General features: G+C 78.1%; 13 protein-coding genes and 1 tRNA gene. 8 read left to right on the top strand and 6 right to left on the bottom strand.

The window, feature by feature from the left end:
• Positions 1 to 8: 8 nt before the first annotated feature.
• Both ACI79R_RS12840 and selD read right to left on the bottom strand, forming a co-directional pair.
• Positions 9 to 623, bottom strand: a complete 615-nt coding sequence (locus ACI79R_RS12840; RefSeq protein ID WP_456574014.1) for a hypothetical protein — start codon at positions 621 to 623, stop codon at positions 9 to 11.
• Between the two features lie 25 nt (positions 624 to 648).
• A complete protein-coding gene (selD, locus tag ACI79R_RS12835) occupies positions 649 to 1656 on the bottom strand; it encodes a selenide, water dikinase SelD (protein WP_456574013.1) in 1008 nt (335 codons plus the stop codon).
• A gap of 98 nt (positions 1657 to 1754) precedes the next feature.
• Between selD and ACI79R_RS12830 the strand changes: the two genes are divergently transcribed.
• Positions 1755 to 2351 (top strand): DUF6624 domain-containing protein, encoded by a 597-nt coding sequence (locus tag ACI79R_RS12830; protein ID WP_456574012.1) that lies wholly within the window; start codon positions 1755 to 1757, stop codon positions 2349 to 2351.
• Positions 2352 to 2370: 19 nt separating this feature from the next.
• Here the strand turns inward: ACI79R_RS12830 and ACI79R_RS12825 are convergent, their stop codons facing one another.
• Positions 2371 to 2697 carry a hypothetical protein gene (locus tag ACI79R_RS12825; protein WP_456574011.1) on the bottom strand — a complete coding sequence of 109 codons (327 nt, stop codon included), beginning with the start codon at positions 2695 to 2697 and terminating at the stop codon, positions 2371 to 2373.
• Positions 2698 to 2756: 59 nt separating this feature from the next.
• On the opposite strand from ACI79R_RS12825, the gene ACI79R_RS12820 reads away from it, so the two are divergent.
• The 3 genes from ACI79R_RS12820 to selB all read left to right on the top strand — a co-directional run bounded on the left by ACI79R_RS12820 (position 2757) and on the right by selB (position 5950).
• Positions 2757 to 2852 (top strand) — tRNA-OTHER (locus tag ACI79R_RS12820).
• Between the two features lie 45 nt (positions 2853 to 2897).
• Entirely contained in the window at positions 2898 to 4214 is a 1317-nt protein-coding gene (gene selA, locus ACI79R_RS12815; protein ID WP_456574010.1) for an L-seryl-tRNA(Sec) selenium transferase, read from the top strand.
• Positions 4205 to 5950, top strand: a complete 1746-nt coding sequence (selB, locus tag ACI79R_RS12810) for a selenocysteine-specific translation elongation factor (protein WP_456574009.1) — start codon at positions 4205 to 4207, stop codon at positions 5948 to 5950. The genes selA and selB overlap by 10 nt, the downstream gene beginning before the upstream one ends.
• A 32-nt stretch (positions 5951 to 5982) precedes the next feature.
• On the opposite strand, the gene ACI79R_RS12805 is transcribed toward selB, so the two are convergent.
• Both ACI79R_RS12805 and ACI79R_RS12800 read right to left on the bottom strand, forming a co-directional pair.
• Positions 5983 to 6135, bottom strand: a complete 153-nt coding sequence (locus ACI79R_RS12805) for a hypothetical protein (RefSeq protein ID WP_456574008.1) — start codon at positions 6133 to 6135, stop codon at positions 5983 to 5985.
• Positions 6136 to 6182: 47 nt separating this feature from the next.
• Positions 6183 to 6626 (bottom strand): MarR family winged helix-turn-helix transcriptional regulator, encoded by a 444-nt coding sequence (locus ACI79R_RS12800; protein ID WP_456574007.1) that lies wholly within the window; start codon positions 6624 to 6626, stop codon positions 6183 to 6185.
• Between the two features lie 88 nt (positions 6627 to 6714).
• Here ACI79R_RS12800 and ACI79R_RS12795 point away from each other — a divergent pair, with 88 nt between their 5' ends.
• Positions 6715 to 7356 carry a maleylpyruvate isomerase family mycothiol-dependent enzyme gene (locus tag ACI79R_RS12795; RefSeq protein WP_456574006.1) on the top strand — a complete coding sequence of 214 codons (642 nt, stop codon included), beginning with the start codon at positions 6715 to 6717 and terminating at the stop codon, positions 7354 to 7356.
• 10 nt (positions 7357 to 7366) lie between these two features.
• Here ACI79R_RS12795 and ACI79R_RS12790 read toward each other — a convergent pair whose 3' ends face one another.
• On the bottom strand, positions 7367 to 8137 hold the full coding sequence (locus ACI79R_RS12790; RefSeq protein ID WP_456574005.1) for an enoyl-CoA hydratase-related protein: 771 nt from the start codon (positions 8135 to 8137) through the stop codon (positions 7367 to 7369).
• 48 nt (positions 8138 to 8185) lie between these two features.
• Between ACI79R_RS12790 and hemW the strand changes: the two genes are divergently transcribed.
• From hemW to ACI79R_RS12775, 3 genes are all read left to right on the top strand, one after another.
• A complete protein-coding gene (gene hemW, locus ACI79R_RS12785) occupies positions 8186 to 9421 on the top strand; it encodes a radical SAM family heme chaperone HemW (protein WP_456574004.1) in 1236 nt (411 codons plus the stop codon).
• 116 nt (positions 9422 to 9537) lie between these two features.
• The gene (locus ACI79R_RS12780; RefSeq protein WP_456574003.1) at positions 9538 to 10449 is read left to right on the top strand and encodes an ABC transporter ATP-binding protein; all 912 of its coding nucleotides are present in this window, start codon (positions 9538 to 9540) and stop codon (positions 10447 to 10449) included.
• A complete protein-coding gene (locus tag ACI79R_RS12775) occupies positions 10446 to 11186 on the top strand; it encodes an ABC transporter permease (RefSeq protein WP_456574002.1) in 741 nt (246 codons plus the stop codon). The genes ACI79R_RS12780 and ACI79R_RS12775 overlap by 4 nt, the downstream gene beginning before the upstream one ends.

Here is an 11186-nt window from a genome sequence, read left to right as displayed (position 1 = left end):
ATCGGAAGTTAGCCGGACGGCGTGGGCTCCGCCGACCGGGGGTCGCAGCCGGGCTCGCCGCGGCCCACCGAGTCGTCGTCGTCGGCCAGGGACGTCGCGATCCCGTCGTAGCCCAGCTGGGGGACGACGACCCGCACCTGCCCGGTCACGGCGGCGTGCCGGTCGGTGCGGGTCTCGCAGGAGCCGTCCGGGGCGTGGAGGACGTGCTCGACCGGGGCGCCGTCGGCGGTCCACGTCAGGTCGACCACCGCCGTGCCGGTCACCTCGCCCGGGGCGGTGTGCGAGCCGCAGGTGAGCGCCAGCTCGCCGCGTGCGGTCGCGGAGTCCTCGCCGTCGACGGTGGCGGGGACGGTCTGGTCGGTCAGGCAGTCCCAGCCGCGCACGAAGAACTCGCCGTTGCCGAAGCCGTCGCCGTCGGGGAGGTCGAAGACGGTCAGGTGGACGAAGAGGTCCTCGCTGCCGCTCGCGCCGCCGGCACCGAGGAAGGCGCTGGCGTAGCCGGTGGTGGGGTCGGCGGGCGGCTCGGCGGCCGGGGAGGACGGTGCGGGCCCGGCGGTGCCGTCGCCGCCGGAGCAGCCGGCGAGGAGCAGCAGGACCGCGGGCACCACCAGGGCTGTGCGCACGGCACCTTCTACCGCACCGGGAGGCTCAGCGGATGACGACGACGTGCTCCTGCCGCGGCACGAACTCCCCGATGACCGGGCAGCCCGGGATCTCGCCGCCCAGCAGCAGCCCGCCCGAGGTCTGGGCGTCGGCCAGCAGCAGGGCCTCGTCCTCGGGGACCGCCGACAGGTCGGTGTGCGGCCGCACCCAGTCCAGGTTGCGCCGGGTGCCCCCGGAGACGTACCCGTCGGCCAGGGCCTGCCGCGCCCCGGCGAGGTACGGGACGGCGGCGGCGTCGACCACCGCGGTCACGCCGCTGGCCCGGGCCATCTTGTAGAGGTGGCCGAGCAGGCCGAAGCCGGTGACGTCGGTGCCGGCCCGGATGCCGGCCTCGACCGCCGCGCGGCCGGCGTCCCGGTTGAGGGTGGTCATCGAGGCGACCGCCTCCTCCGACACCTCGCCGGTGGCCTTCATCCGGCTGTTGAGCACTCCGACGCCCAGCGGCTTGGTGAGCGTGAGCGGCGTGCCGGCGACGGCTCCGGCGTTGGTGATGACCCGGTCGACGTCGACCAGGCCGGTGACGGCCATGCCGTACTTGGGCTCGGGGTCGTCGATCGAGTGCCCGCCGCCGACGTGGCAGCCGGCCTCCTGGGCCACCTTGAGCCCGCCGCGCAGCACCTCGGCGGCCAGCTCGGCCGGGAGCACGTCGCGCGGCCAGCCGAGCAGGTTGACCGCGACCACCGGGGTGCCGCCCATGGCGTAGACGTCGGAGAGGGCGTTGGCCGCGGCGATCCGGCCGAAGGTGTACGCGTCGTCGACCACCGGCGTGAAGAAGTCGGTGGTGAGCACCAGCCCCTGGCCGCCGGCGATCCGCACCACCGCGGCGTCGTCGCCGTCGTCGAGGCCGACGACCAGCTCGGCGGCCGGCGCGGCCGGCCCCGCGGCGGTGAGGCCGGCGACCACGGCCTCGAGCTCGCCCGGGGGGATCTTGCAGGCGCAGCCGCCGCCGTGGGCGTACTGGGTCAGCCGGATCCGGGCGGGCGCGGTGGTCACCCGCCCGAATCTAGGCCGCCCCCGGCTCGCCCGCCCCGGCCGCCTCGACACGGGGGCGGCCGCGCCGCCAGCATGGGCGCCACCCGAGGAGGCCCGCCATGCGCCGGACGGTGACCGCACTGCTGCTCGCGGTGCCGCTCGCCCTCTCCGGTTGCGCCGCCGGCGGCTCCGGCGCCGCGGGTACTCCCGCCGCCGCGCGGTCCGGGCCCTTCGACCAGGCGCTGCACGACGAGCTGCTGGCGATGCTCGAGCGCGACCAGGCCGGCCGCACCGGCGGCGCCGACCCCGAGGGCGACCGGGCCCGGACGCAGCGGCTGGCGGAGATCCTCGACGCGCACGGCTGGCCCACCCACGACCTGGTCGGCGAGGACGGCGAGGAGGCCGCCTGGGCCATCGCGCAGCACTCCGACCACGACCCGGCGTTCCAGGCGCGGGCGCTGGAACTGCTGCGCGCCGCCGTGGCGGCGGGGCAGGCGTCGCCGGGCAACCTCGCCTACCTGGAGGACCGGGTCGCCGTGGGCGCGGGGCAGCCGCAGCGCTACGGCACCCAGGTCGGCTGCGGCCCCGACGGCCCGCAGCCGGCCACGCCGCTGTTGGATCCGGCCGCGGTGGAGCAGCTGCGCGCCGAGGCCGGGCTCGAGCCGCTGGCCGACTACCTGGCCGAGATGGCGGAGGTCTGCGCGAGCGTCGAGTGAGCCGGCTGGGGGGAGGGGCTCAGCCGAGCCCGCCGGGCAGCAGCGTCAGCCGCGGCGGCGCCGCGGGCGCCGGCCGCGCGAGGGCCCGGCCCGCCGGATGGCTGCCGGAGCGGGCGGCGGCGCGCCGGGCCGCCTCGGTGCGGGCGGCCAGGCCGCTGGCCACCAGCCGGGCACGCCGGACCGGATCGGGTTCCAGGGCGGTGAGGACCTTCTCCAGCGCGCCGCGCCCGGCCTCGGCGTAGGCGCCGGCGGGGCGGGCGGCGAGCGCGACGACGACGGCCGCGGCCTCCTCGGGGGTGAGCGAGACCGGGGGCAGCACGGCGGGGGAGTGCTCGGTGCGGGTCACGGCGCGGAGACTGGCAGGGGCCACCGACGAAAATCGCGAGCCGACGTAGGCTCCGCGGTGGAGGCGTCAGGGCGCCTGGTGGCCCCCGCGGCCTCTAAAGCCGACGTGGCCGAGCATCTCGGCCAGGCGGGTTCGATTCCCGTCCGCCTCCGCCACTCCCGCGCGTGGGGGTCGGCGCCCGCACCTAGGCTCCGACAGCGATGACCGCCGACCCCCGCCGCCAGGTGCCGCGCACCGACGTCCTGCTGGCCGATCCCGCGCTCGCGGCGGCCGCCGAGCGGCTGGGCCGGGAGCTGGTGAAGGACGCCGTCCGCGCCGTGCAGCAGCGGGTCCGCGACGGCGAGGTCCCGCCCGGCGACGCCGTCGCCGCCGTGCTGGCCGGGCTGCCCGGCACCGCCAGCAGCCTCCGGCCGGTGCTCAACGCGACCGGCGTGCTCGTGCACACCAACCTCGGCCGCGCGCCGCTGTCGCCGGCCGCGGTGGAGGCGGTGGTGGCCGCCGGCGGCACCACCGACGTCGAGCTGGACCTCGGCACCGGCCGCCGCGGGCCGCGCGGCGAGGCCGCGCTCGCCGCCCTGCGGGAGGCGGTGCCCGCCGCGGAGGCGGTCCTCGTGGTGAACAACTGCGCGGCGGCCCTCGCGCTGGTGGCCACCGCGCTGGGCCAGGGACGGGAGCTGGTGCTCGCGCGCGGCGAGCTGGTCGAGATCGGCGACGGCTTCCGCATCCCCGACCTGCTCGCCTCGACCGGCGCCCGCCTCCGCGAGGTCGGCACCACGAACCGGGTCACCGCCGACGACTACCGCGCCGCGCTGTCCGAGGCGACCGGCGCGGTGCTCAAGGTGCACCCGTCGAACTTCGTCGTCCGCGGCTTCACCCGGTCGGTGCCGGTCGGCGAGCTGGCCGCCGCGCTGGCCGGCACCGGCGTCCCGCTGGTGGCCGACGTGGGGTCGGGGCTGCTGCGGCCGCACCCGGTGCTGCCCGAGGAGCCGGACCTGCAGACCACGCTGGCCGACGGCGCCGACCTGGTGGTGGCCAGCGGCGACAAGCTGCTGGGCGGTCCGCAGGCCGGGCTGGTCCTCGGCCGGGCCGACCTGGTCCAGCGGCTGCGCCGGCATCCGCTCTACCGGGCGCTGCGGGTGGACAAGACGACGCTGGCCGCGCTGGAGGCCACCCTGCGCGGTCCGCTCCCGCCGGTGCGCGCGATGCTCGCCGCCGACGTCGAGGGCCTGCGCGAGCGGGCCCGCGCGCTCGCCGCCCGGCTGGCCGCGGCGGGGGTGGACGCCGTCGCCGTCGACAGCGCGGCCCGCGTCGGCGGGGGAGGAGCGCCCGAGCACCCGCTGCCCAGCGCCGCGGTGTCGCTGCCGGCCGGGTTCGCCGAGCGGCTGCGGGGCGGGTCCCCGCCGGTGGTCGGGTACGTGGACGGCGACCGCACGCTGCTCGACCTGCGCAGCGTGCCGCCGCCGGACGACGAGGCGCTCGCCGGGGCCGTGCTGGGGGTGGCCGCCGCGTGGACGTGATCGCCACCGCCGGCCACGTCGACCACGGCAAGTCCACGCTGGTCCGCGCGCTCACCGGGATGGAGCCCGACCGGTGGGAGGAGGAGCGCCGCCGCGGGCTCACCATCGACCTCGGGTTCGCCTGGACCACGCTGCCCTCGGGCCGCCGGCTGGCCGTCGTCGACGTCCCCGGGCACGAGCGCTTCGTCGGCAACATGCTGGCCGGGGTGGGCTCGGTGCCCGCGGCGCTCGTCGTGGTCGCCGCCGACGACGGCTGGTCGGCGCAGACCGCCGAGCACGTCGCCGTCCTCGACGCCCTCGGGGTGCGGCACGGCCTGCTGGCGGTGACCAAGGCCGACCTCGCCGACCCCGCGCCGGTCCTCGCCGACGTCACCGACCGGCTGGCCGGCACCTCGCTGGGCCGGGTCCGGGGCGTGGCGGTGAGCGCTGTCCGGGGGGACGGCGTCGCGGAGCTGACCGCGGCGCTCGAGGACCTGCTCGCCGGCCTGCCCGCCCCTGACCGCGGCGCCCCGGTGCGGCTGTGGATCGACCGGGCGTTCCCGATCCGCGGTGCCGGCACGGTGGTCACCGGCACCCTGGCCGCCGGCAGCGTCGGCGCGGGCGACCGGCTGCAGCTGGGCGGTCGCGAGGTCGGTGTCCGCGGGGTGCAGTCGCTGGGTGCTCCGGTGCAGCGTGCCGAGGCCACCGCGCGGGTGGCGCTGAACCTGCGCGGGATCGCCGTCGAGGAGCTGTCCCGCGGCGACGCGCTGCTGACGCCGGGGGCCTTCCGGGCCACCGACGTCGTCGACGTCACCCTCGCGGCCGCGCCGGAGGACCGGCTGCCGGCCGAGCTCGTGGTGCACGTCGGCTCGGCGGCGGTGGCCGCCCGGGTGCGGCCGCTGGAGGGGACGGCGGTGCGGCTGCGGCTGGCCGGCCCGCTGCCGCTGCGGATCGGCGACCGGCTGCTGCTCCGCGATCCGGGCGCCCGCCGCGTGCTCGGCGCCGACGTGCGCGACGTCGACCCGCCGGAGCTGCGGCGGCGCGGTGCGGCCCGGCAGCGCGCGGCCGAGCTCGCCGCCCAGCCGGCCGGGCCCGCGGGCGCGGCGGCCGACCTCGCGCGGCGGCGGGTGGTGCGGGCGGCGGACTTCGCCGCCATGGGGTGGCCGGCTCCGCCGGCCGCCGACCGCGTCGGGCCCTGGCTGGTGGCGCCCGGCCTGCTCGACGAGCTGGCCGCGGCCCTGCCCCCGCTGGTCGCCGCCTACCGCCGCGCGCACCCGCTGGAGGCCGGGCCGCCGCTGGCGGTGGCCCGCCGCGAGCTCGGCCTCCCCGACGACGACCTGCTGCGCGCGGTGGTGCGCCCGCCGCTGACGCTCCGCGAGGGCCGGGTGGCCGAGGCCGCCGCGGGCCTGCCGCCGGCGGTGCAGCGGGCGGTGGACGCCGTCCGTGCCCGGCTGGCCGCCGATCCGTTCGCCGCGCCCGAGGCCGGTGACCTGGCCGCCGCCGGGCTCGGGCCGCGGGAGCTGGCGGCCGCGGTGCGCGACGGGCAGCTGGTGCGGATCGCCGACGGCGTCTACCTGGGCCCGGGGGTGGCCGAGGTGGCGCGGGCCCGGCTGGCCGCGGTGCCGGCTCCCTTCACGCTGAGCCAGGCTCGGACGGCGTGGGGCACCAGCCGCCGGGTCGCGGTGCCCCTGATGGAGTGGCTGGACGCGCGGGGCGTCACGGTGCGGCTGCCGGACAACACCCGCCGGCTGCGCTGAGCAGCGGCGACGCGGCAGGGCAGGTGCCCCGGCTATCCGCCGGCCTGGCGGAGCAGGGCGTCCCGGTCGTCGCCGTCGTCGCGCAGGTCGCGCGGGGAGACGTCCACCTCCTCGACGGTCTGGTCGAGCCGCACCGGCTCGGGCAGCTCGCGGAAGCGGTCGCGCGGGTCCTCGGGGGCGGTCATGGGGGCAGCGTCCGCGTCCGGCGGCGGTGCGGCAAGGGCCCGGGACCTCAGCGGTAGGGGTCGGTGATCTCCCGCAGCGCGGTGAGCGCCTCGCGCAGCCGGCGCCAGCGGGGCTCGCCCAGGTGGGCGCGCCACTCCGCCTCGACCTCGGCGACCGCCCGGGCCGCCACCGGCTGGGCCGCCGCGCCGCGCTCGGCGACCCGCACCAGCCGGGCGCGGGCGTCGCTGGGGTCGGGGGTGCGGCGCACGTAGCCGGCCCGCTCCAGCTGGTCGACCAGGTGGCTGGCCGTCTGCTTGGTCACCTGGGCGGCCTCGGCCAGCTCGGTGAGCCGGGTGCCCTCGGGGCCGATCCGCTGCATCACCCGCGCCTGGGCGAGGGTGAAGTCGTCGAAGCCCGCGGCGGCCAGGGCGGCGAAGACCCGGTTCTCCATCGCCCGGTAGGGCAGGAACAGCAGCAGCCCCACGTTGAGCTCCTCGGCGTCCTCGGCCACCCGCGCACTCCCTTGACGAAAGTCAGTCCATCGAACTATCTTCGTTCGATCATCTTACTTGTTCTTGCGCTCCTCCGAGGAGGCGGACATGGACGGGAACGCCGTCTGGGCGGTCGTCGACAGCGAGCGGGCGAGCCTCGCCGACCTGCTCGAGGAACTCTCCGACGAGGAGTGGGAGCGACCGTCGCTGTGCGCCGGCTGGCGCGTCCGGGACGTCGCGGCGCACCTCGCGCTCGCGCACACCGGCGCCGCGCGCGGCGCGCTCGAGCTGGCCCGGGCCGGCGGCAGCATGCCGCGGATGATCCGCGACACCGCCGTCCGGCTCGCGGCCCGGGCGCCGCGCGAGGACCTGGTGGCCCGCATCCGCGCGATGGTCGGGTCGCGTCGCACGGCGCCCGGGCTGACCCCGTTCGAGCCGCTGATCGACGTCCTGGTGCACGGTCAGGACGTCGCCGTCCCCCTCGGCCGGGTGCGCACCATGCCGGTCGAGGCGGCGGCCGCCGCGGCCACGCGGATCTGGACGACCCCGTGGCCGCTGTCGATCACCTTCCGGCCGCGCCGCCGGCTGCGCGGCCTGCGCCTGGTGGCCACCGACACCGACTGGTCGGCGGGGGAGGGCGAGGTCGTGGAGGGGCCGGTGCAGGCCCTGCTGCTCCTGCTCACCGGCCGGACGGTGGAGCTCGACCGGCTCACCGGCCCGGGCCTGCCCCGGGCGCGGACGGCGGTCTGACCGCCTGCGGTCAGCGGCCCTCCGGCACCCAGCGCGCCGGCCGCTTCTCGCGGAACGCGGCCATGCCCTCCTGGCCCTCCTCGCTGGCGAAGAAGCGCGCCGACAGCTCCTGCAGCTCGTCGAAGGAGCCGCGCAGCCCGCCGGCGCGCAGCAGCCGCTTGGTCTCGGCCAGTGCCGCCGGCGCCCCGAGCGCCAGCGCGCCGAGCTGGGCCTCGACGGCGGCGTCCACCTCGTCGTCGGGCACCGCCAGGTCGACCAGCCCGGAGGACGCGGCGAGCTCGGCGCCGAACACCTCGCCGGTGAGCATCAGCCGGTGCGCCACGTGCGGCAGCATCCGCGGCAGCACCACGGCCGAGATCACCGCGGGCACGATGCCCAGGCGCACCTCGCTGAACGCGAACGTCGCCGCCGCGCCGGCGACCACCACGTCGCAGGCGGCGAGCAGGCCCACGCCGCCCGCCCGCGCCGGCCCGCGCACCACCGCGACCACCGGCTTGGGCGCGGACCAGATGCTGGTGAGCAGATCGGGGAACTCGCGGATGCCCTGGTCCTCGGCACCGCGGCCGGCGGTCTCGGAGAGGTCCATCCCCGAGCAGAACACCCGGCCGGTGTGGTCGAGCACGACCACGCGCACGGCATCGTCGGCCAGCGCCGCGTCGAGGGCCTCGCGCAGCTGCGCGCGCATCGCGCGGGACAGCGCGTTGCGGTTGGCGGGGGAGTCCAGCACCAGCCGGGCCACCCCGCGCGCGGTCTCGACCCGGAGCACAGCGTCGTCGGTCACAGCCGCATCCTGCCGGTCGCGGCCCGGGACGCGGCACACTGGGAGCAGATGAACGCCGTCCTCCCGCTGCTGCCCGGGGTGCCCGCCCCGGACGCTCCCGATCCCGCCGCACTGCCCGACTCCGCGCGGGAGGGGCTGGCCCGCACGCCGTTCGGGCTCTACGTGCACGTGCCGTTCTGCGCGACCCGGTGCGGCTACTGCGACTTCAACACCTACACCTCCGACGAGCTGGGCCCCGGGGCCAACCGCAGCGAGTACGCCGGCACCGCGATCGCCGAGCTGCGCCGCGCCGCCGACGTCCTGGGGCCCGAGCTGCCCACCGTCTCCACCGTCTTCGTCGGTGGCGGCACGCCCACGCTGCTGCCGGCCGACGACCTCGCCGCCGTGCTCGGCGCCGTCCGCGAGCTGTTCCCGGTCGCGCCCGACGTGGAGGTCACCACCGAGGCCAATCCCGAGACGGTCGGCCCGGCGTCGCTGGCGCGGCTGCGCGAGGCCGGGTTCACCCGCGTCAGCCTCGGCATGCAGTCCGCCGCCGAGCACGTGCTCGCCGTCCTCGACCGGCGGCACACCCCGGGCCGCGCGGTCGCCGCGGCGCACGAGGCGCGGGCGGCCGGGTTCGAGCACGTCAACCTCGACCTCATCTACGGCACGCCGGGGGAGACCGACGCCGACTGGGCCGCCTCCCTGGACGCCGTCCTCGCCGCGCCGGTCGACCACGTCTCGGCCTACGCGCTGATCGTCGAGGAGGGCACCCGGCTGGCCCGCCGCATCGCCCGCGGCGAGCTGCCGATGCCCGACGACGACGTCCTGGCCGACCGCTACGAGCAGGCCGACGCGACCCTGCGCGGAGCCGGCCTCGACTGGTACGAGGTGTCCAACTGGTCCCGCGGCGAGGCCGCCCGCTGCCGGCACAACGAGCTGTACTGGGCCAACGCCAACTGGTGGGGCGTCGGCCCCGGCGCGCACAGCCACGTCGGCGGGCTGCGCTGGTGGAACGTCAAGCACCCCGCCGCCTACGCCGCCCGGTTGGCCGCGGGGCAGAGCCCGGCGCAGGAGTCCGAGCTGCTGTCGGCCGAGGACCGCGCGCTGGAGACGGTGATGCTCGGCCTCCGGCTGCGCGACGGCCTCCCGCTGGAGCTGCTGTCCGGCGCGGGCCGGCTGCGCGCCGCCGACGCCGTCGCCCGGGGGCTGCTGGAGCCGGCCGCGCACGCCGCCGGCCGCGCCGTCCTCACCGACCGCGGGCGGCTGCTCGCCGACGCCCTGGTCCGCGAGCTCACCGACTAGGCGGAGTGCAGCAGCGCAGGAAACCTGCGCTGCTGCACTCCGCCTGACAGTTGTCACGGCCGACCGGCGACGTCCCGCACTACTGCGCGCACCGGCCCCGGCGGGAGGGTTCCTCCGTGCCCGACGACGCCCTCTCCCTCTCCGGACTCACCGTCCGCTACGGCGCCACCACCGCCGTCTCCGGCCTGGACCTGACCATCCCGCAGGGCCAGACCGTGGCCCTGCTCGGCCCCAACGGCGCCGGCAAGTCGACCACCGTCAACGCCGTGCTCGGGCTGGTCCGGCCCACCGCCGGCACCGTGCGGGTCCTCGGCCGGACCCCGGCCGCCGCGATCCGCGCCGGCGACGTCGGCGCGATGCTCCAGCACGGCGGCCTGCCCGGCGAGGCGCGGGTCGGCGAGGTGCTCGACCTGGTCCGCCGCAGCTTCCCGCGGTCCTGGCCGCTGGACGACCTCGTGCTCACCACCGGCATCGACGGGCTGCTGTCCCGCCCGGTCGAGCAGCTCTCCGGCGGCCAGCGGCAGCGGGTGCTGCTCGCCCTCGCCCTGGCCGGCCGGCCGCCGCTGCTCCTGCTGGACGAGCCGACCTCGGCCATGGACGTCGAGGGCCGCCGCGCCTTCTGGACGACGATGCGCGGGCTCGCCGAGCGCGGCACCACCGTCGTCTTCGCCACCCACCACCTCGCCGAGGCCGACGCGGTCGCCGACCGGGTGGTGGTGGTCGCCGGCGGGCGGGTCGTCGCCGACGGCACCGCCGCCCAGGTCAAGGCCGGCGCCGCCGAGCGCACCGTCAGCTTCACCGCCGCCCCCGGCGACGACCTCGGGAGCCTCCCCGGCGTCACGGGCACCAGCCGGCAGGGCGACACCGTCGGCCTGCACACCGGCGACGTCGAGGCCACGCTGGCCGCGCTGCTCGCCGGCGGTCGCCGGCTGCCCGACCTCGAGGTCCGCGGCGCCAGCCTCGAGGAGGCCGTCCTCACCCTCACCGCCGGCGCCCGCGCCGGCCGTCGGATCGGAGCCGACCGATGAGCGCCCTGTTCCTCTTCCAGCTGCGCCGGGTGGGCCGCAACCGGCAGTTCCTCTTCTTCACCGTGGCGCTGCCGGCGCTCTTCACGGTCTTCTTCACCAAGGTCTTCGGCGCCACGGCGGGCAGCGCGGCCGGCGAGTACGCCGCGGCCACGATGGTTTCGATGATGGCCTATGGCGCCATCGGCGCGGCCCTGGGCGCGACCATCCGGATCTCCTTCGACCGCGCCTCCGGCTGGCTGCGCCAGCTGCGCGTCACGCCGGTGCCGCAGACCTCGGTGGTCGTCGTCGACGTGCTGGTCGGCGTCCTGCTCACGCTGCCCTCGCTCGTGGTCGTCGCGCTGGTGGGCCGGTTCGTCAACGGCGTCGCGCTGCCGGCGACCACCTGGCTCGCGCTGGTCGGCGTGCTGTGGGCCGGCTCGGCGGTGTTCGTCGCGCTCGGGCTGCTGCTGGGCCTGGCGCTGGAGGAGAAGGCGGCCGGCGGGGCCATGGGCATCACCGGGGTCGTGCTCGCCGCGCTCGGCGGGCTCTGGGTGCCGGTCGAGCTGTTCCCGCAGGGGCTGGCCGACGTCGCCCGCGCGCTGCCCTCGTACTGGTACGCCGAGCTCGGCCGGGACGTCGCCGCGGGGAGCGCCCCCTCGGCGACGGCGGTGCTCGTGCTGGCCGGCTTCGCCGCCCTCTTCGCGGCGGCCGCGCTGGCCGTGGCGCGGCGGCGTCCCCTGGCCGCCGTCGCGGGCTGA

The sequence above is a fragment of the Blastococcus sp. SYSU D00820 genome (assembly GCF_054050695.1).
Note: the sequence above shows the minus strand (reverse complement) of the source record. Positions and strands in the feature narration are given on the sequence as shown.